The sequence below is a fragment of the Streptomyces sp. CB01580 genome (assembly GCF_001905795.1).
In the GTDB taxonomy this organism is placed as follows: domain Bacteria; phylum Actinomycetota; class Actinomycetes; order Streptomycetales; family Streptomycetaceae; genus Streptomyces.
On the sequence record NZ_LIXJ01000042.1, the window covers coordinates 24,326 to 45,242 of the forward strand.

14 protein-coding genes are annotated in these 20,917 nt (G+C 71.6%); 8 read left to right on the forward strand and 6 right to left on the reverse strand.

Annotated elements, in window-relative coordinates; all coding sequences use genetic code 11:
• Positions 1-157: 157 nt before the first annotated feature.
• The 3 genes from AMK22_RS34675 to eccE form a co-directional block, all read right to left on the reverse strand.
• Positions 158-3,061 (reverse strand): SCO5717 family growth-regulating ATPase, encoded by a 2,904-nt coding sequence (locus tag AMK22_RS34675; RefSeq protein WP_073791468.1) that lies wholly within the window; start codon positions 3,059-3,061, stop codon positions 158-160.
• Between the two features lie 445 nt (positions 3,062-3,506).
• Positions 3,507-4,229 carry a hypothetical protein gene (locus AMK22_RS34680; protein WP_073791470.1) on the reverse strand — a complete coding sequence of 241 codons (723 nt, stop codon included), beginning with the start codon at positions 4,227-4,229 and terminating at the stop codon, positions 3,507-3,509.
• Positions 4,229-5,560 (reverse strand): type VII secretion protein EccE, encoded by a 1,332-nt coding sequence (eccE, locus tag AMK22_RS34685; protein ID WP_073791471.1) that lies wholly within the window; start codon positions 5,558-5,560, stop codon positions 4,229-4,231. Before eccE ends, AMK22_RS34680 begins: the two co-directional genes overlap by 1 nt.
• Positions 5,561-5,786: 226 nt before the next feature.
• On the opposite strand from eccE, the gene eccB reads away from it, so the two are divergent.
• The 4 genes from eccB to AMK22_RS34705 all read left to right on the forward strand — a co-directional run bounded on the left by eccB (position 5,787) and on the right by AMK22_RS34705 (position 9,588).
• Positions 5,787-7,337, forward strand: a complete 1,551-nt coding sequence (gene eccB, locus AMK22_RS34690) for a type VII secretion protein EccB (protein ID WP_073791473.1) — start codon at positions 5,787-5,789, stop codon at positions 7,335-7,337.
• Between the two features lie 47 nt (positions 7,338-7,384).
• Complete coding sequence (mycP, locus tag AMK22_RS34695) at positions 7,385-8,635, forward strand: type VII secretion-associated serine protease mycosin (RefSeq protein WP_073791474.1); 1,251 nt, start codon at positions 7,385-7,387, stop codon at positions 8,633-8,635.
• Between the two features lie 240 nt (positions 8,636-8,875).
• Positions 8,876-9,232: a WXG100 family type VII secretion target gene (locus tag AMK22_RS34700; protein WP_073791476.1), complete on the forward strand. Its 357-nt coding sequence runs from the start codon at positions 8,876-8,878 to the stop codon at positions 9,230-9,232.
• Positions 9,233-9,282: 50 nt separating this feature from the next.
• Complete coding sequence (locus AMK22_RS34705) at positions 9,283-9,588, forward strand: WXG100 family type VII secretion target (RefSeq protein WP_073791477.1); 306 nt, start codon at positions 9,283-9,285, stop codon at positions 9,586-9,588.
• A 100-nt stretch (positions 9,589-9,688) separates the two neighbouring features.
• Here the strand turns inward: AMK22_RS34705 and AMK22_RS34710 are convergent, their stop codons facing one another.
• The 3 genes from AMK22_RS34710 to eccCa form a co-directional block, all read right to left on the reverse strand.
• The gene (locus AMK22_RS34710; RefSeq protein WP_073791479.1) at positions 9,689-9,922 is read right to left on the reverse strand and encodes a DUF397 domain-containing protein; all 234 of its coding nucleotides are present in this window, start codon (positions 9,920-9,922) and stop codon (positions 9,689-9,691) included.
• A 218-nt stretch (positions 9,923-10,140) separates the two neighbouring features.
• Positions 10,141-10,800, reverse strand: a complete 660-nt coding sequence (locus AMK22_RS34715; RefSeq protein ID WP_073791480.1) for a hypothetical protein — start codon at positions 10,798-10,800, stop codon at positions 10,141-10,143.
• Positions 10,801-10,828: 28 nt separating this feature from the next.
• Positions 10,829-14,788, reverse strand: coding sequence for a type VII secretion protein EccCa (eccCa, locus tag AMK22_RS34720; protein WP_073791482.1), 3,960 nt, complete (start codon positions 14,786-14,788; stop codon positions 10,829-10,831).
• A gap of 183 nt (positions 14,789-14,971) precedes the next feature.
• Here eccCa and eccD point away from each other — a divergent pair, with 183 nt between their 5' ends.
• The 4 genes from eccD to AMK22_RS34740 all read left to right on the forward strand — a co-directional run bounded on the left by eccD (position 14,972) and on the right by AMK22_RS34740 (position 20,896).
• Entirely contained in the window at positions 14,972-16,462 is a 1,491-nt protein-coding gene (gene eccD / locus AMK22_RS34725) for a type VII secretion integral membrane protein EccD (protein ID WP_073791484.1), read from the forward strand.
• Between the two features lie 199 nt (positions 16,463-16,661).
• Positions 16,662-16,949, forward strand: a complete 288-nt coding sequence (rpsO, locus tag AMK22_RS34730; protein WP_073791486.1) for a 30S ribosomal protein S15 — start codon at positions 16,662-16,664, stop codon at positions 16,947-16,949.
• 333 nt (positions 16,950-17,282) lie between these two features.
• Complete coding sequence (locus tag AMK22_RS34735) at positions 17,283-19,520, forward strand: polyribonucleotide nucleotidyltransferase (protein ID WP_073791487.1); 2,238 nt, start codon at positions 17,283-17,285, stop codon at positions 19,518-19,520.
• Complete coding sequence (locus tag AMK22_RS34740; RefSeq protein WP_073791489.1) at positions 19,517-20,896, forward strand: M16 family metallopeptidase; 1,380 nt, start codon at positions 19,517-19,519, stop codon at positions 20,894-20,896. The genes AMK22_RS34735 and AMK22_RS34740 overlap by 4 nt, the downstream gene beginning before the upstream one ends.
• The last annotated feature ends 21 nt before the right edge of the window (positions 20,897-20,917 follow it).

The window sequence follows — 20,917 nt, forward strand, 5'->3', positions numbered from 1 at the left end:
GTTGATCTGTGGTTCGCCAGCTGGTGAAGCGAAGGTTTATCAGCGGTGGTCGAGCCACGTCAACGGTCCTCGAAACGGCGTGTGGGCTGCGGTAATGCGCGCAGGGCCCGCACCGTGGAGACGGTGCGGGCCCTCATTGGTCTATTCCTCTGTCGCCCTACTGCTGAGGCGCTGACGGCGGTTGCTGCGGCCAGCCGGGAGGCGGTACCGGGGCCTGGGGGAGCGGGCCCTGCGAAGGACCGGGCTGACCAGGCTGAACGGGCTGGTCCGGCGCGCCGGGCGGCTGCTGGACCGACGCGGGCGGTCCGGCCGGACTCGCCGGGGACTGCGCCTGGGACGGCGGGGACTGCCAGCCGTGCTGCTGCACGCCGGGGCCGGGGTGCGGCGGGTACGGGCCGCCGCCGTACGGCTGTTGGGGCGGCTGAGCACCGCCGTACGGCGCCTGGGGCTGCTGCGGTTGCTGGGGTTGGGGCTGGGCGTAGGGCTGTTGCTGCTGCTGCTGCGGGTGAGGCTGCTGAGGCGCGTACTGCTGCTGGCCGGGCATCGGCGGGGCGTACTGCGGCGGGGGCGTGGAGCCGTTCGCCGTCCAGAGCCCCTGTTGCTGCTGGGCGCGCGTGAAGTCCTCGGCGACCATCGCCGAGAGCGTGAAGTACGCGTCGCGGGTCTTCGGACGCATCATGTCCAGGTCGACCTCCGCGCCGGCCGCGAGGTGCTCGTCGAACGGCACGACGACGACGCCGCGGCAGCGGGTCTCGAAGTGCTGCACGATGTCCTCGACCTTGATCATCTTGCCGGTCTCGCGAACCCCGGAGATGACGGTGATGGAGCGCTGGACGAGCTCCGCGTACCCGTGCGCCGACAGCCAGTCCAGGGTGGTGGACGCGCTGGACGCACCGTCGACCGACGGCGTCGAGATGATGATCAACTGGTCGGCGAGGTCCAGCACTCCACGCATCGCGCTGTAGAGCAGACCGGTGCCCGAGTCGGTGAGGATGATCGGGTACTGCCTGCCCAGTACGTCGATCGCGCGCCGGTAGTCCTCGTCGTTGAACGTCGTGGAGACCGCCGGGTCCACGTCGTTGGCGATGATCTCCAGGCCGGAGGGCGCCTGCGAGGTGAAGCGGCGGATGTCCATGTACGAGTTGAGGTACGGGATCGCCTGGACCAGGTCGCGGATGGTGGCCCCGGTCTCCCGGCGCACCCGGCGGCCGAGCGTGCCCGCGTCCGGATTGGCGTCGATGGCGAGGATCTTGTCCTGCCGCTCGGTCGCCAGGGTCGCGCCGAGAGCCGTGGTCGTCGTGGTCTTGCCGACGCCGCCCTTGAGGCTGATGACCGCGATCCGGTAGCAGGACAGCACGGGGGTGCGGATCAGTTCGAGCTTGCGCTGCCGCTCGGCCTCCTCCTTCTTCCCGCCCAGCCTGAAGCGGGACGCGGCGGACGGCGCGCGGCTGCTCCGTGCCTTCTGCTTGCCCCGGACCAGCCGGTCGGAGGAGAGCTCCACCGCCGCCGTGTATCCGAGCGGGGCGCCGGGCACGGAACGCTCGCGCTGGTCGTGGGTGATCGGGGACGGCCAGGCGGTTCCGGTGCGCGGGTCGACGGGCTCGGCCTGGGGGTGCTGTCCCTGGCCATGTTCGGGCAGGCCCTGCGGCTGCGGGGCTTGCGGCTGCTGCCCCTGGGGCTGCTGGGCTTGTTGCTGGGGCTGGGGCTGTTGTTGCGCCTGCTGCGGCTGAGCGGACTGTTGCGGGGTGGCCTGTGCGGGCAGGGGCGCGCCCTGCTGTCCGGGCCACTGGGGTGCCTGGGGCGCGTGAGGAGTCTGGGGCGGCAGCGGTGCCTGCGGCGCATGAGGTGCCTGCGGCTGCTGCTGCGGGAAGCCGTAACCGGCCTGCGGGGGAAGCGGCTGCGCCGAGGTCTGCTGTGCAGGGGCCTGCTGTGCCGGAGGAGCGGGCTGCTGCTGCGGGAAGCCATAGCCGCCCTGCTGCGGGAAGCCGTAACCGCCGTGCTGCGGCTGCTGCGGTGCCTGAGGGGCGCCGGTCTGTGGGAATCCGTACCCTCCGGGGCCCTGGGCGGCGGCCGGGGCCTGCACGGGCCACTGCGAGGCCGCCGGAGGCGCGTCGGGCTGCGGCGCGGCGGGCTGGAAGGTGGGCGGCAGCGGCGGCAGACCACCCTGCGGCGGCGCCGGGGCCCACGGGGCGGGCGGAGCGTCCTGGGGAGCGGCGTCCGGGACGGCGTCCGAGGGTGCGGGGTCCTGCGGCGCCCCGGCGGCATCGCCGTCGACGGCATCCCCGGTGCCGCTCGCGTCGTCGCCGGACGCCGTGGTGTCCGCGGTTGGCTCGGGCGCTCCGGCACCGCTACCGGCGTCGGTGACGGCACCGGCGTCCGTGTCGGCCGGTGCGTCGGCGGTCGTGTCCGTCGTCGGCGCGGGGCCGGGCAGCGGACCGGTGCCCCCGCTCCCGTCCGTACCGTCGGCACTGCCCGTACTGTCTGCACCCGCACCCGCATCGGTGGCCGTGGCGGACTCGGCGGCCGGGCCCGTACCCGTACCCGTGGCGGAACCGTCCTCCTCCGCGCGCTTCGACGCCTCCTCGCGCTCGGCGATCTCCCGCTTCAACGAAGCGGGGGAGAACCGCATCGTCGCGCCGCTCTCCACGTCCCCGCCGCCGAACGGATCCGTCGTCGCGTCGGTGTCACCCGCTGCCGGGGACCCCGCCATCGCCCCCTCCGAGGCGGCGGCCGAGGCGTCGCCCGCCGCGGCAGGGGCCGGTTCGGGAGCCTGGGCCGGGTCCGGCACGGGCGGGGCCGGCGGCGTCGCGGTCCAGCCGTGGTCGAAGCCGCTCCCCGGCGGCGGAGGAGGCACGGCGAGCGGCGCCCCGCTGGGCGGCGGAGGCGGCGCCAGATGCGTTCCGGCACCGCCCGACGAGTCCCCCGACGAGTTCTGCGTGTACCAGGCGGGCGGGGTGTAGTCGATGGTGAACTCACCCGTCATCTCGGCGGGCTCCGCGTCGGACGACTCGTCGACGGGCATGCTCCAGCTCCCGCGCTTCTCGTCCCGATCGCCGTTCACTTTGCCTCCTGGTGTGGTCGAGCACCCTTGTGCACTGATGGGTGGGGGCGACCGTTTCCGTTCTGCCGAGCGCCCGGCTCTCCCCCTGGGACACGCAACACCTGCCCGCAGGCTCTTCTGCCGCGCCCGGACCCACCCTAATCGTCAACGGGCCCGCTCCGTCAGGCCGCACGGCACCGCAAGAGCTGTCCCTTACGTAACGAAGGGACTCTCAAGCGAACGGGCAGCAGCACAAGGTGAAGAGCGAAGCAGTCAAAGCCGTACAACCACTGACGGAACGCCGAACATTCCGTACACGCGCCGCCCGGCGTCCCACACACGCGCTCCGCACACGCACCCGGAACGCGTCCGGTACGGGCATCCGGCACACGCCCCCGACGCACCCCGCACAGGCAGACACGCGAACGTGCACGCGCGGCCCGTACGGGGACCGGCGAGAGAGACCTCAGTCCATCCGGCGCGCGCCGCCCAGCAGTCCGGTCTCGGCGTCGGTCGCCTGCGTCATCACGAACTGCCGGTCGCCGCCCGAGCACCAGAGGGTGACCCCGTCCGCCAGCGTCGACAGCGCCTGGGTCTCGGCGGCCGGAAGGTGCAGGATCCGGCCGATCCGGGCGGCCTCGTCCGGGGACACCCGCTGCACGCCGACCAGCGCCGACTTCTCCATCAACCGCGGTGCCACCGGGCTCAGATACGGCAGCAGGGTCAGCACCGACTGCCACGGAGCGGACACCACCCGCCCGCGCGGCGGGCGCATGCCGCAGTCGCGGACCACGACCACGGGCGAGCCCGCCGAGGGGCCCTGCGGCGGCACCCGCCCCACGTCGTGCAGCGTGACGCACGGCTGACCGCCGCCCGCGGCGTGCGCGAGCCCCGTCCACGTCTGCGCGCGCCCCGTCTCCACGACGATCCGCGCGCCCGTGGCCGCCGCCCGCAGCGCCAGCACCTGCGCCGTCCACAGACCGCCGATCAACGTCACGTCGTACGGGGTCGGGTGGTTGATGCCGAGGACGGCGGGACGGCCCTGGGCGTCCACACCGATCACCATGCCGTCGTCCCCGACCGGCAGGGCCAGCGACGCCAACTGGTCGAGCGTGACCGACTGCCGCTCGCGGCGCGGACCGATCAGACCGAAACCGAGCCGGGCACGACCGCCCGTGAGTGCGGACATCAGCGGGTACCTCCGAGCGGCAGGGTGGCGAGCACGCCGGGCAACTGCTCGCGGTCGAGCCGGACCAGCGAGGTCCGGACGCCGCGCGCGGCACGCTCCAACTCATGGCGGGCGCTGAGCAGTTCCTCGTCGCTGCGCCCGGTGATCCTGATGTGCCCCGCGACCGAGACGCCCTGCCGCTCACCGCGCCCCAGGGTGAGGCTGAACGTCGTGGCGAGGGCCGGCATGGAAGTGAGCAGCGCCACGAGCTGCGGCATCGCCGCGCCGCCGGTGCCGAACTGGGGCCAGCGGGCCACCCAGTAGGTGGTGTGCCACCGGTCGTCGCAACGCCAGGTCCTGGACGTCTCCTCGGTGCGCCGCGCGGGCGACCCGTTGCGGCCCGCCTGCGTCATGGCGGACGGGCTGGCGCACACCGAGGTGGCGATCGCCGACGTCAGCTCCTGCTCGGTCAGCACCGTCGCGCGGAAGCCGGCCCCGGTCAGCCTGCTCGACAACTGGTCGGCCGCGCGCACCACGCACTTCTGCGCCCCGACGACCCCGCCACCGCGCGCCCGCACGGCCTCGGGGCAGAGCTCGGGGTCCAGCTTCAGCGCGATCCAGGTGATCCGCACGGCGGGCGAACCCGTCTGGGCCTGGAGCGGCGCGTAGTTGCGCGCGGCGACGGACTGCGCAGGCAGATGCGGGGCGGGGGCCGGCTGCGTGTGCTGCACGATCTGCGCCGACTCCAGCCGGATGCCGTCGACTTCGAGCACGTCCCGGACCAGTGCCAGCGGCAGCGGGTGGGCGGAACGATCCGGTCGGAGCGCCGAGGTGTCCGACTCCACCTGGAGGATCGCCGTGACGAACGTACCGTCACCGATCATGCCCACCGGTCGCCGGTCGCGGTCGCTGAAGGAGTACGTGCGCAACGCCGGATCGCACTCCACGACGGGCGCGATCCCCGGCTCCGTGCCCGCGGGCAGCTCCAGGGAGCCGGCCCGCCGCGAACGTGCCCGCAGGGCCAGGACGGTGCCCAGCCACTCCGGGAGCGAACGGCGGTGCCTGCGCGCGACCGCCAGCAGGATCAGCAGGGCGGCGACGGCGGCGGCCGGCACCAGCAGCAGGGGCTCGATCACCCACGCCGTGAGCAGCACCGCGGCGGCGATCTCCAGCAGTACGAACTGTTGCAATCGGAATGAACCGAACTGTCCTGCGGGCCCGTTGAACCGGGCGGCCGCCGGTCGACGGGAGCGCCGTGCGGAGCCCCGGGACGGCGGCGGGTCACCGGCCGGGGGAGACCCGGCGGTACGCGCGCGCCCGGCCGGACGCGTCGGTGCAGCGGAAGCCGTCATTCCGGCATTCCCCCCGTTCATCAGTCCCCAACTCCACCCGTATTCCGCCTGTCCCGGGCAGGACCTCGGCGGCTGGATCACCCTACCCGCCCCACCGTCACCGACGGCCAGCAGGCATAGTAGGGGGCCGGTCCGGCACCGAGGTCCGGCGTCGCGGGCCCGGCACGGGCCGGGGGACAGCGACCGCACCGGTGCCGCGCGGGGAGACACGGGAGAAAAGCGACTCATGGCATCACGGCGGGATGAGCTCAACGCATACACCTTTGCGAAGAAGCGCACGGTGGCGGCCTTCCTCCAACCCTCGTCCACCGGCTCGGACGAGGGCGCTCCCCGGCCGCTGCGTGCGGTCCTGCCGAGCGTGGTCGTCGGTGCGCTGATCCTCGCCGGCTTCGGCGCCTTCGGCATGTTCAAACCCACCGCGCCCAAGGACTGGGACAAGCCGGGCGCCAAGGTGATCGTCGGCAAGAAGTCCACCACCCGCTACGTCGTGCTCACCACCGGAAAGGGCAAGCAGAAGAAGACGCTGCTGCACCCGGTGCTCAACCTCGCCTCGGCCCGGCTGCTCCTCAACCCGCAGGACTACGACGTCATCCAGGTCGCCGACGACGTGCTCGACGCGGGCAAGCCCCCGCGCGGACCCATCCTCGGCATCCCGTACGCCCCCGACCGGCTGCCCGACGCCAAGGACGCCGGAACGGCCAAGCGCTGGGCCGTCTGCGTACAGCCCGGCGGCAAGGGCAACTCGGTGCAGAAGGCGACCTTCGTCTTCGGCGCGCGCGACGACGGCCGGACCGAGGGACGCGACCGGCTCACCGGCGGCCAGATGCTCTACGTCCAGGGCCAGGACCAGGTCCGCTACCTGGTCGACGCGAAGGGCACCAAGTACCGCGTCGACGAGACCGCGGCCGACAACGGCCACCTGACCAACGCGCTGGTCGGCAGCCGCCGTCCGCAGCCCGTCACCGACGACTGGCTGGCCACCCTGCACGACGGCAGCCCCGTCGCCTTCCCGCGGATCCCCGGCGAGGTCGGCGCCCCGGCGAACGTCCAGGGGCAGCTCTCCGACAAGGAGAACAGGATCGGCACGGTGCTCAGGACCAGGACCGGTGAGGGCACCCAGTACTACGTGGTGCTCGACAAAAAGGTGCAGCCCGTCTCCGAGTTCACCGCCTGGCTGCTGATCAACTCCCCGCAGACCGCCGGTCTGGACCTGGACAGCGAGGCGCGCTCCGTCGGCCTGCAGACCTTCGTCCCGGACCCCGAGACCTTCACCGGCCAGCCCGCGCACTGGCCGGCCCGCAGGGCCACCCAGGTGAACACCGCGGACGGCGGCAGCGGCGGGCGCGACACCATCTGCAACGTGCTGCGCAAGGTCGACGGCTCCGGCCGCACGACGCTGAGCACGTGGGCGGGCACCTCGTACCCGGCCGCCATCAGCGCCGGGGGCACCAGCACCTACGTCACCCCCGGCAGCGGCCTGCTCTACACCCAGGTCCAGGGCCGCCAGACCCGCCCAGACGGATCGCTGTTCCTGGTCACCGACACCGGACTGCGCTACGCGGTCCAGGCGAACGGCGACAGCGACGCCCGGCCCTCCGACATCGGCGCCGCGGACGGGCAGAAGCAGTCGGACGGCCGCCCCGAGCCCAGCCAGGCACAGAGCAGGCTCGGCTACGAGAAGGTGACGCCCGCGCTGGTGCCGATCGCCTGGTCGGACTTCCTCTCCAAGGGGCCCAGGCTCGACACCAACAGCGCCCGACAGCCCCAGGGTTCATGACGGCCCGCGGCCACACACGCATCGAGAGACCCGGGGGAGAGAAAGAGATGGCGTACCGAAGGACGGCCCGGACGGCGGCGGCCGTCGCCGCGCTGACCGCGTCACTGACCGCGGCCACCGTGCCGACGGCGTACGCGGAGGGCGTCCGGGGAGCCGGCGGCGTCGGGATAGACGGCGGAGGCGAATGCACCTTCCCGATGAAGCACCAGTACGAGGGGCGGCCCTGGTCCCTGCAACGCGTCCTCCTGGACGAACTGTGGCAGGACACCAAGGGCAAGGGGGTACGCGTCGCCGTCATCGACACCGGCGTCGACAACGACAACCTGCAGCTGAAAACGGCCGTCGACGCGTCGTCGGGCGCCGACCTCCTCAAGGGCGGCAAGAGCGACGGAACGGTCGACGAGGTGGGCCACGGCACCAAGGTCGCCGGGATCATCGCCGCCCGCCCCCGCAAGGGCACCGGATTCGTCGGACTGGCCCCCGAGGCCACGATCGTCCCGATCCGCCAGAACGACGAGAAGAACAGCGGCAAGGACACCACCATGGCCACCGCGATCGACCATGCGATCGCCAAGAAGGCCCAGGTCATCAACATCTCCCAGGACACGGTGAAGCCCCTGTCGGAGACCTCGGCACTGGGCAGGGCCGTGGCCCGGGCGCTCGCCGCCGACATCGTCGTGGTCGCCTCGGCGGGCAACGACGGCATGGACGGCAAGCTCAGGCGCACCTACCCCGCCGCGTTCGACGGCGTCCTCGCCGTCGCCTCCTCCGACCGCAACAACGAACGCGCCCCCTTCTCCCAGGCGGGCGACTTCGTCGGGGTCGCGGCCCCGGGCGTCGACATCGTCTCCACGGTCCCGGGCAACGGCCAGTGCACCGACAACGGCACCAGCTTCTCCGCCCCGTACGTCGCCGGGGTCGCCGCCCTGATGCGCGCCAAGTACCCCAAGTGGACCGCGGCCCAGATCGTCGCCCGCATCGAGCAGACCGCGGAGCGCTCCATCACCGGGCACGACCCCTTCGTGGGCTGGGGTGTCGTCGACCCGGTGCGCGCCCTGTCCGGCGACGACACCCCGCAGGACGCCCCGCGCCCCGACCCGGCGCCGCCCAGGGCCCCCGCGCCCGAGCCCGCGCACTTCTCCCTGTCGGAGACCCCGCAGGAGCGCAGCGAGCGGTACGCCACCTACGCGCTGGCCCTGACCGCCGTGCTGGTCGGTGTGATCGCCGGAACCGCGACGGTCGTCCGGGACGTCCGCCGACGACGCTCCGCGCGCCGTTCCGTCAGCCCCGCGAGGTGACTTCCGCCCGGAGGAAGCACAGTTGGGGACGACGGACGAATTGACTAGGGTGGCAGCAGACTTCACGTGTGTGACGGGGGAACGAGAAGTGGCCGAGTCCGATTTCGGAGCGCGGAAATGCCGACAGCGCACTTCCCGGCCCCGCGCTCTCCCCACTCCTTTGCCGGAGCACACGGGGGACAGGAAGGGCCCGGCCGCATCGCGCGGACGGGCCGGAGAACTGAGAGATAGGACCTCCGGATGACCAACCCCGCAGGCGGTTTCGGACTTGCCGACGATCCGATCGTCCAGGCGAAGAACAAGATCGTGGAGACCGCCGGGGCCGTCTCGCGGCAGTCCCGCGAACTGGCCAACATCCTCGCCACGGTGGGCGCCGGGTGGACCGGTGTCGGTGCCGCGGGATTCACCTCCGCGCAGCTGATGATCAACGAGGACCACGACCAGATCCGTCGTCTCCTCGACGTCCTGCACAACGCGGTGGAGAGCACCAAGAACCTCAGCAACGCCAACGACGAGGAGGTCCGCGCGGCCTTCAACCGGGTCAAGGAGGGGCCGGGCGGAGCGCCCGCCAACACCTCCGGCCTGAACAACGTCTGAACCGCGCCGCACCACCCCTTCCGCACACGCGAGCACCGAGGAGAACAACCATGGGCCACGACCCGAACACCAAGGTCAGGTACGAGAGCGTCCAGGAGATCGCGAACCGCGTCCGCGCGGTGTCGCAGAAGATCGTCAAGGACCTGGAGGAGATGGACGCCGCGCTCAGGGTCGTCACCGACACCTGGGACGGTGAGGCGCACAAGGAGTACGTGGTCCTGCAGAGGAAGTACAAGGGCCGCGCCGAGCACATGAGGGACCGCCTGGCGGAGGTCGCGAAGATCATCGAGTCCGGCAAGGACAGCTACCGCGCCACCGACCTGCGGGCCTCGCGCGGCTTCACCGAGGCGTACTGACCGCCCTGCACTCCTGCGCGGGAAGGGGGCACGACCGTCCCGGTCGTGCCCTTTCCCGTACGCGCCCGCCCGGCCGGGGCCAACGGGCATGCCGAAACCCCTACTTGAGGTCGAACTCGCCGTCCCGCGCCCCCAGGACGAACGCCCGCCACTCGGCCTCCGTGTACCGCAGCACGGTGTCGGGATCCAGCGAGGACCGCATCGCCACGGCACCGCCCGGCAGATGGGCGATCTCGACGCGCTCCTCCGCCTCCTCCGTGCCCGGCGCGCTGAGCCATTCCACGCCCGAGATGTCGAGCGCGTACAGCTCGTCCTTCTCCTGCTGAGTACCCATCAGGTGCCTTTCCTCTCCTGCGGCGGAACGCGGTCGTCGCCCTCGTGCAGACTAACCCCCGCCATCGCGGTCCGCGGTCCGCGATGGACATGTGCGGCACTGCGGTGATACCCGCATGGCTCGCCTGCCCGACGGGACGGGGCCGACGGACCTTCCCGCCCGTTCGTGCGGTCGCCCGCCGTGGCCCTCACCACCACGCTGCCGAAGGACCCCGGCCGTCAGGACATTCTCAGATTCTGGGCGATTGCGCCGTACCGTTCCTGACCGGTCCGTCGGCACCGCACCTCCACCGGCTCCGCCCGGTCACGGCCCGCTTCAGCCACCTCGGCCCAGGCGGTGAACATGAACGTGCCCTGCTCGCGCAGGTGGTCGGTCCGTTCCTCGGCCGGTACTGATGCCAGCGACGCCCGCCAACTCTTGGCGTTCCGGTCGGGCAGTGCGGACCGAGGCGCCATCGACGCGGACGCCCCGGGGCTGCGCAGGGCTGTGTACACCGCGTCCATCCACCGGGACGCGCCCGACGCCTTCTTGCTCCGCACCACGTCGGCCGCGATCGCGTCGTAGCCGCCGAGGGCCGAGGCATTGGTGACCGGCGCCCCCTCCAGGTCGTTCTTCCTCGCCTCTGTGGTCAGCGAACCGAGCTGCGCAGCTCCCCACCGCGTCTGGGCGTCGCGCAGGGCCGTGTATGCCGCCGGTTCCTCCGAGACGGCCCGCAGGACGTCGACGAGTTCGTCCTTCGGCGTCGACGACAGATGCGCACAGCCGGTGCGCGGCGGAAAATCGCACCTCAGACGCTCATACGACTCGGCGCGTGGGCGAGGACCCGGTGTGCGGGGTCCCGGTGACCGGCACGGGATCCGCCCCGGCCCGGTACGCACAATGCGGTCCCGCCCGCCCCGCCCCCGCTCAGTGCTGCTCCGGCAGCCGCCCGATCTGCACCAGCGGGTTGCCCCGGCGCCGCGAGACGAAGTAGCCGCGTCCCGGAGGCATCGCGTGACCGCGCACCGAGCCGATCAGGTCGCCCTCGGAGGGGTCGCCCGACAGCACCACGCCCTGCGCGCCCAGCTCCTTCACGCGCTGCATGAACGTCTCGTACATGGCCCGGGAGGCCCCCGCCGAGTTGCGCGCGATGATGAAACGGACGCCGGTGTCCCGGGCGAACGGCAGGAACTCCGCCAGCGGGGCCAGCGGGTTGCCCGAGCTGGTCGCCACCAGGTCGTAGTCGTCGACGATGATGAAGATCTGCGGACCGCTCCACCAACTGCGGTCCCGCAGCTGCTGCGGCGTGACGTCCGTCGGCGGCTGCCGGCGCGCGAACACCCCGGCCAGCGCCTCCATGTGCATCTGCATCGAGCTCGCCATCGGTGCGTACTCCAGCAGATGGCTCTCCGGCAGCGCGCCCAGCAGCCCTCGCCGGTAGTCGCCGACGACGAGCTTCGCCTCGTCGGGGGAGTAGCGCTCCGAGATCTGCTTCGCCAGCAGCCGCAGCAGATTGGTCTTCCCCGACTCGCTCTCCCCGAAGACCAGGAAGAACGGATCGGTCTCGAAGTCGACGAACACCGGCTCCAGAGCGGTCTCGTCGATACCGAAGGCGACACCCTGCTGCGGGAACTCGAAGCCCTTCGGCAGATGGTCCGCGGGCAGCTTGCGCGGCAGCAGCCGTACGGCCGGTGCCGACGGGCCCGACCAGTTCGACTTCACCGCCGACACGAACGCCGCCGTGCCCTCCGAGAGGTCCGAGGCGTCGCTGGAGGAGTCGATACGCGGCAGCCCGCCCATGAAGTGCAGCTTCTGCGGCACCTGACCCCGGCCCGGCACCCCGGCGGGCACGTTGGCCGCCACCTTCCGGTCGAACTCGGAGTCCATCACATCACCCAGCCGCAGCTCCAGCCGGCCGAGGATCTGGTCCTTCAGCGCGGCCCGCACCTCCATGTAGCGGGCGGCTGTGATGACGACGTGGATGCCGTAGCCGAGACCGCGCGAGGCGATGTCGGTGACCGTCTGCTCCAGCAGCTCGTACTCGGACCGGAAACCGCCCCAGCCGTCGACGAGCAGGAACACGTCGCCCCACGCCTCGCCGGGCAGTTCACCGAGGGCACGCTTGCGCCGGTAGGTGGCGATCGAGTCGATGGAATGGGCGCGGAAGAACTCCTCGCGCCGGTTCAGCACCCCGACGACCTCGGCGACCGTACGACGCACCCGCTCCGGATCCAGCCGGGACGCCACCCCGCCGACATGCGGCAGCTCCGCCAGCGAGGCCAGACCGCCACCACCGAAGTCCAGCCCGTAGAACTGCACTTCGTGCGGGGTGTGGGTGAGCGCGAACGACGAGACGAGCGTCCGCAGCAGCGTCGACTTCCCGGACTGCGGCCCGCCGACCACCATCATGTGGCCCGCCGCCCCCGAGAAGTCCGTGTACAGCACCTCGCGTCGCTGCTCGAAGGGCTTGTCGATGAGCCCGAGCGGAACGGTCAGCCCGCCGGGACGCGTGTACTCCGTCGCCGTGAACCCGCGCTCGGCGGTCGGCGCGAGCCCCGGCAGCAACTGGTCCAGCGCCGGTGCCCGGTCCAGCGGCGGCAGCCACACCTGATGGGCGGGCACCCCCTGACCCTCCAGCCGGCGCACGATCACGTCCAGCACCGTGTCCGCCAGCGCGTCGTCCTCCGCCTCGGCCCGGGCCGCCACCAGATGCGCCGGGTCGGGCGCCGCGTACACCACCGGCACCGGCAGCGCGCTGAACACCGCGGCCCGCCGCTCGATCGGCAGCGCCCCCACCGACAGGTCGGGACCGCCCGTGCGGTACGTCCCCGACACGTACGCCGCCTTGAACCGGGTCATCTCGTCCGTGCCGAACTTCAGATACCCCGAGCCGGGCACCGACGGCAGGTGGTACGCGTCCGGTACGCCCAGCGCCGTCCGCGACTCCGCGGCCGAGAACGTCCGCAGACCGATCCGGTACGAGAGATACGTGTCCAGACCCCGCAGCCTGCCCTCCTCCAGACGCTGCGAGGCGAGCAGCAGATGCACACCCAGCGAACGCCCGATGCGCCCGATCTGGATGAACATGTCGATGAAGTCGGGCTTGGCGGTGAGGAGTTCGGAGAACTCGTCGATCACCAGCACCAGCGAGGCCAGCGGCTCCAGCGCCGCGCCCGCCGCCCGCGCCTTCTCGTAGTCGTGGATGTTCGCGTAGTTGCCCGCCGCCCGCAGCAGCTCCTGACGGCGCTGCAGCTCACCGCGGATCGCGTCCCCCATGCGGTCGACCAGCGTCAGGTCGTCCGCAAGGTTGGTGATGACGGCCGCCACGTGCGGCATCTGAGACATCCCGGCGAACGTCGCACCGCCCTTGAAGTCCGCGAGCACGAAGTTCAGCGTCTCCGAGGAGTGCGTGACCGCGAGCCCCAGCACCAGCGTCCGCAGCAGCTCCGACTTCCCGGAACCCGTGGCACCGACGCACAGCCCGTGCGGGCCCATGCCTTCCTGCGCGGCCTCCTTCAGGTCCAGCATCACCGGCTGGCCGTCCTCGCCGACGCCGATCGGTACCCGCAGCCGCTCGGCGACCGACCTCGGCCGCCAGGTCCGCGCCACGTCGACCGAGGCCGCGTCGCCCAGGTTCAGCAGATCCGTGAAGTCCAGGTTGGCCAGCAACGGTTCGTCGTCGTCGCCCCCACCCATCCGCAGCGGCGCCAGCTGCCGGGCCAGCGCCTCGGCTGCGGGCAGCGAGAGGCCGTCCGGCACCCCCTCGTACACCATCCCCGTGCCCGACTCCAGCCGCAGCAGCCCCGGCCGCACCACCACCGAGAGACCACCGCGCGGCTCGTCGAGCTCGCCGGGCACCACCTCGACGATCGTCACCCCCTGCAGGCCTTCGGCCGCCGCGAACAGCGAGTCCGGCGGCACGATCCCGCCGTCCAGCACCACCACGATGTGCGGCTGGTCCAGCAGCGGCTGATTGTCCCGGCCGAACCGCGGCCGGCCCTCCAGCCGGCCCGCCAGCAACTGCTCCAGCTCGCCCAGATCGTCCCCGAACAGCCGCTTCGTACCGGCCCCGTCGACCTGCGCCGGAACCTGCGCGTGCGGCAGCCACTTCGTCCAGTCCCAGCGCTCCACCGCGCCTCGCGCCGCCACCACCGCGACCACCAGGTCCTCGGGGGAGTGCAGCGTCACCAACTGCGCGACCAGCGCCCGCGCCGCCGACTGCGCCGCCTCCGGCTGCCCGGAGACCGTCACGTGGTAGAACGCCCGCATCGACACGGCCATCGGCAGACCGTCCAACGACCCGTGCACGGCCAGGAACCGCTGCATCGCCCCCGCGCACATCGGCTCCAGCTCGTCCACCGGAGCCGTGTCCGGCGCGACCAGCGGGGTGGCCAGCTGCTGCACGCCCAGACCGAGCCGCACCTGCCCGAAGTCCTTGTCCCCGGCGCGCCGTTCCCACACCCGGCTGCCCTCGGCGACCACCGACCACAACTGCTCCGGAGCGGGCTGCAGATACAACTGCGCGTCCCGCTGCGCGCGCGCCGTCCGGCGCACCGTACGCCGGGTCTGCGCCAGGTACTTGAGGTAGTCGCGCCGGACATCTGCCATTTGCCCCTGCGTACCCTTGCGATACCGGACCAACTGGGCGACCACCATGCCGACCGTCGAGACGAGCATCAGCACGCCCATGATCCGCATGAACGGAGGGGCCTGGGGCGAGAAGAAGAACACCACCGACGACCCCATGCCGAGCACCGGCAGGATCTGCATCAGCATCCCCTCCTGCTGCCCGCGGGGCAGTTCGGGAGGGGCCTCCAACGTCAACTCGTCCATGGGGACTTCCGGTGGCAGGGCACGCGGAGGTCGCTTCACGACGATCTGGCTCACCGAAACACCAATCCCTCGGTACGGACGGGCGGAAGGCCGGATGCGCACCGAAGCCCCCCGTGGCTTCCCCTGCTCGCGGACGTCCCTCCGCGTGACGGTGATCCTACGTGCAGACCGCCGGGACCCCTCCCGGTAGGGTGGCGCGCGCACTGTGCGCAACCGCGAATCAGGGGGACCAGACACGTGAGTTCGACCGCAGCGACGGGATTCTGCCGCGTGACAGTCGTGGCGCCCGACAGCCGGATCGATGTGGCCCTGCCGGAGGACATCGCCGTCGCCGACGTCTACCCGGAGATCCTGCGCCTCACCGGCCAGAGCCAGCCGACCGGCGCGCCCGCCGGGTACCACCTCGTACGCCGCGACGGCACGGTCCTCGACGGCGCGCGCACCCTCGCCGCCCAGCAGGTCCTCGACGGTGAACTCCTCAGTCTGCGCCCCTTCGCCCAGTCCCTGCCGCCCGCCGTCTTCGACGACGTCTCGGACGCCGTCGCCTCGGCCGTCACCCGCGACCGCCATCTGTGGAGCGACGACCTGCTGCGCGGCGCGGGGCTGGTCGGCGGCGTGCTCCTGCTCGTCCTGATGGGCTTCGTGCTCTGGTTCGCCGACCCGGTCCGGCACGACATGCACGGACTGCCCGGCGTCGTCGCCGGCTCGGCCGGGCTCCTGCTCACGGCGTTCGCCGGGGTCCGCGCCCGGGTCTACGCGGACCGGGCCACCGCCGTCGCCCTCGGCCTCGGTGCCCTGCCCCTCGTGCTCATCGCCGGTTCCGGCATCATCGGCCCGGACGCGGACCAGGGCCCCGGCAGGCTCCAGTTCCTCCTCGGCTGCGTCACCGTCCTGGTCGCCTCCGTCGCCCTGGTCGCCCTCACCCCGAGCGGCGACGCCCCGTTCGTCGCGGCGACGTTCCTCGCCACCGTCGGCACCCTCGCCACCTTCGTCGCGATCCTCACCGAGGCGACCGCCACCGAGACCGCCGCCGTCTGCGCCCCCGTCGCCCTCGGACTCGTCGCCTTCCTGCCCGGCCTCTCCGCCCGCTTCGCCCGGCTGCCCATCGGCTACGCCTCGCCGCACACCGCCCCCGGCGGCTACGACGACAGCCTCACCGACCCGAACGCCGACCCGGACGGACCCGGCGCACCCGCCGACCCCGTCGACGCCGACCGCATCGCGGCCCAGGCCCGCCGGGGCCACGAGATGCTGCTCGGCCTCGTCGGAGGCTGTGCCGCGGTCGTCGTCGGCTGCGCGGCCGTCCTCGGTTTCTCCGACAGCGTGTGGGGCCAGCTGCTGGCCCTGGCCTCCGGGCTCGCGATGCTGCTGCGCGCCCGCCTCTTCCGTTACACCTCGCAGGTCGCCTGCGTCCTGGTCGCGGGCATCGGCGCGATCGCCCTGCTGGTCCTCGGCCTCTCCCTGAACCCGCCGGTCGACCTGCTGTTCGACCTGATCCGCTACGGCGACCGCAGCTCCCTCGACATCCGTACGATCTGGCTCTCCACGGCGGTCGCCGCCGGGGCCGCGCTGCTCACCGCGATCGGCCTGATCATCCCGCGCAAGGGCCTCTCCCCGTTCTGGGGGCGCCTGCTCGACCTGGCCGAGGGGGCCGTCCTGCTCTCCCTGGTCCCGCTCTGCCTGGCGGTCCTGGACGTCTTCGTACGGGCCAGGGCGCTCACCGGCTGAGCCCGCAGGCCCCGCGGCCGTCACCGGCGTACGCCCCCACGCAGGGGACTGGTACGCTGTGTGACGGCCGTTTGTGTACGCGCTCCCGGAACATCCTGGGAGCAGCGCCCATCGGACCCTCGCCCCCGAGTAACGGAAGACCCCCTGGTGCCAAGACAGGGGCACTCGCGGGCGCTCGAACACCGAAGAGGAGTACCGCGTGTCGCTCGACGCCGCTACGAAGAAGCAGATCATGGCCGAGTTCGCCACCAAGGAGGGTGACACCGGTTCCCCCGAGGTCCAGGTCGCGATGCTCTCCCGTCGCATCTCGGACCTGACGGAGCACCTCAAGACGCACAAGCACGACCACCACTCCCGCCGTGGTCTGCTGATCCTGGTCGGCCAGCGCCGCCGCCTGCTGCAGTACCTGGCCAAGAAGGACATCCAGCGCTTCCGTGCGCTGGTCGACCGCCTCGGCATCCGTCGCGGTGCGGCCGGCGCCAAGTAAGACGCCGTGAAGGGAGCGGTTCCCGCAACTGAGGGGACCGCTCCCTTTGCCGTACGTACAGTTGTACGTACATACACATCTGCGGGTCGTGGCGGGCCGACCCGCACGGCCGGAATGCCAAGCCGACCCGGATCTCAGTAACCTGGTCACAGAAACGTCCCGCGGACGAGCGAGAAGCGAAACTCCCCGCCGCCGGTCCTCGGTAGTGGCTCCCGGACCCATCGACCGGGTGCTTCGATCGAAGACCGGCCCGTCAAGGAGCGCTTCTCCACCACCGTCCCCCGCCACACGGGCGCGGGGACGAAAAGACGACATGTAACGGAGAAAACGCTAGTGGAGAACGAGACCCACTACGCCGAGGCCGTCATCGACAACGGCACCTTCGGCACCCGCACCATCCGCTTCGAGACGGGCCGCCTGGCCAAGCAGGCCGCCGGCTCCGCCGTCGCGTACCTGGACGACGACACCATGGTGCTGTCGGCCACCACCGCTTCCAAGAAGCCCAAGGACCAGCTCGACTTCTTCCCCCTGACGGTGGACGTCGAGGAGCGGCAGTACGCCGCCGGCAAGATCCCCGGCTCCTTCTTCCGCCGCGAGGGCCGTCCCTCCGAGGACGCCATCCTCACCTGCCGCCTGATCGACCGCCCGCTGCGCCCCTCCTTCAAGAAGGGCCTGCGCAACGAGATCCAGATCGTCGAGACGGTCATGGCGCTCAACCCCGACCACCTCTACGACGTGGTCGCGATCAACGCCGCCTCCTGCTCCACGCAGCTCGCCGGCCTGCCCTTCTCCGGCCCGGTCGGCGGCACCCGCGTCGCCCTGATCAAGGGCCAGTGGGTCGCCTTCCCGACGCACACCGAGCTGGAGGACGCCGTCTTCGACATGGTCGTCGCGGGCCGTGTCCTGGAGGACGGCGACGTCGCGATCATGATGGTCGAGGCCGAGGCCACCGAGAAGACCATCCAGCTCGTCAAGGACGGCGCCGAGGCCCCGACCGAGGAGGTCGTCGCCGCCGGTCTCGAGGCCGCGAAGCCGTTCATCAAGGTCCTCTGCAAGGCCCAGTCGGACCTCGCCGCCAAGGCCGCCAAGCCCACCGGTGAATTCCCGGTCTTCCTGGACTACCAGGACGACGTCTACGCGGCCCTCGCCGACGCCGTGACCTCCGAGCTGGCCCAGGCGCTCACCATCGCGGGCAAGCAGGACCGCGAGACCGAGCTGGACCGCGTCAAGGAGATCGCCGCCGAGAAGCTCCTCCCGGCCTTCGAGGGCCGCGAGAAGGAGATCTCCGCCGCGTACCGCGCGCTGACCAAGAAGCTGGTCCGCGAGCGCGTCATCAAGGACAAGGTCCGCATCGACGGCCGCGGCGTCACGGACATCCGTACGCTCGCCGCCGAGGTCGAGGCCATCCCGCGGGTGCACGGCTCGGCGCTGTTCGAGCGCGGCGAGACCCAGATCCTGGGCGTCACCACCCTCAACATGCTGCGCATGGAGCAGCAGCTGGACACCCTCTCCCCGGTGACCCGCAAGCGCTACATGCACAACTACAACTTCCCGCCCTACTCCGTCGGCGAGACCGGCCGCGTGGGTTCGCCCAAGCGCCGCGAGATCGGCCACGGCGCGCTCGCCGAGCGCGCCATCGTGCCGGTGCTGCCGTCGCGCGAGGAGTTCCCGTACGCGATCCGCCAGGTCTCCGAGGCGCTGGGCTCCAACGGCTCGACGTCCATGGGCTCGGTCTGCGCCTCCACCATGTCGCTGCTGAACGCCGGTGTGCCGCTCAAGGCCGCCGTCGCCGGTATCGCCATGGGCCTGATCTCCCAGGAGATCGACGGCAAGACCCACTACGTCGCCCTCACCGACATCCTCGGTGCGGAGGACGCCTTCGGCGACATGGACTTCAAGGTCGCCGGTACGCGGCAGTTCGTCACCGCGCTCCAGCTCGACACCAAGCTCGACGGCATCCCCGCCTCGGTCCTGGCCGCCGCGCTGAAGCAGGCCCGTGACGCCCGCCTCCACATCCTCGACGTGATGAACGAGGCCATCGACGTCCCGGACGAGATGTCCCCGAACGCCCCGCGGATCATCACCGTCAAGATCCCGGTGGACAAGATCGGTGAGGTCATCGGCCCCAAGGGCAAGATGATCAACCAGATCCAGGAGGACACCGGCGCCGACATCACGATCGAGGACGACGGCACCATCTACATCGGTGCCGCCGACGGACCGGCCGCCGAGGCCGCCCGTGCCACGATCAACTCGATCGCCAACCCGACCATGCCGGAGGTCGGCGAGCGCTACCTGGGCACGGTCGTCAAGACCACCACCTTCGGTGCGTTCGTCTCCCTCATGCCCGGCAAGGACGGCCTGCTGCACATCTCGCAGATCCGCAAGCTCGCCGGCGGCAAGCGCGTGGAGAACGTCGAGGACGTGCTCGGTGTCGGCGCCAAGGTCCAGGTGGAGATCGCCGAGATCGACTCGCGCGGCAAGCTCTCCCTCGTCCCCGTCATCGAGGACGCCGAGTCCGACAGCGGCTCCGCCGCGGGGGCCGACAAGAAGGACGACGCCGCCAAGTGACGTCCCGTAGTTCCGTGACGACGGCCCGTGCCTCCTCGAAGGCGCGGGCCGTCGCCCGTACCCAAACGCTTCTCAAGGGCACCGGCGGCGTCGGAACGGTCCGCCGCACCGTCCTCCCCGGCGGTCTGCGGATCGTCACCGAGACCCTGCCCACCGTCCGCTCCGCCACCTTCGGGATCTGGGCCAACGTCGGATCACGCGACGAGACCCCCACCCTCAACGGCGCGACGCACTACCTCGAACACCTCCTCTTCAAGGGCACCGCACGGCGCAGCGCCCTCGACATCTCCGCCGCCATCGACGCGGTCGGCGGCGAGATGAACGCCTTCACGGCGAAGGAGTACACCTGCTACTACGCGCGGGTCCTCGACACCGACCTGCCGCTGGCCATCGACATCGTCTGCGACATGCTGACCGGCTCGCTGATCACCCCCGAGGACGTCGACGCCGAGCGCGGCGTCATCCTCGAGGAGATCGCCATGACGGAGGACGACCCGGGCGACTGCGTGCACGACCTGTTCGCGCACACTCTGCTCGGCGACACCCCCCTCGGCCGCCCGGTCCTCGGCACCGTCGACACCATCAACGCGCTCGACCGCGGCCGGATCGCCCGCTTCTACAAGAAGCACTACGACCCGACCCGTCTGGTCGTCGCCGCCGCGGGCAACATCGACCACGCCACGGTCGTACGCCAGGTCCGCAAGGCGTTCGAGCGCGCCGGTGCCCTGTCCCGCACCGACGCCGTCCCGGTCGGCCCGCGCACCGGCTCCCGCACCCTGCGCACCGCGGGCCGCGTCGAACTGCTCAATCGCAGGACCGAGCAGGCCCACGTCGTCCTCGGCATGCCGGGACTGGCCCGCACCGACGAGCGCCGCTGGGCCCTCGGGGTCCTCAGCACCGCGCTCGGCGGCGGCATGAGCTCACGCCTCTTCCAGGAGGTACGGGAGAAGCGCGGCCTCGCCTACAGCGTCTACTCGTACACCTCCGGGTTCGCCGACTGCGGTCTGTTCGGCGTGTACGCGGGCTGCCGGCCCAGCCAGGTCCACGACGTCCTCAAGATCTGCCGCGACGAGCTGGACCGGGTAGCGTCCGAGGGGCTGAGCGACGAGGAGATCGGCCGGGCGATCGGTCAGCTCTCCGGTTCCACGGTCCTCGGCCTGGAGGACACCGGCGCGCTGATGAACCGCATAGGCAAGAGCGAGCTGTGCTGGGGCGATCAGATGTCGGTCGACGACATGCTGGACCGGATGGCACAGGTCACCCCCGACGACGTCCGCGCGGTCGCGGGCGAGGTCCTCGGACAGCGCCCCTCGCTCTCGGTCATCGGCCCGCTCAAGGACAAGCAGGCCGACCGCCTCGAAGAAGCGGTCTCGTAGCACGAGACCCCAAGAACCGGT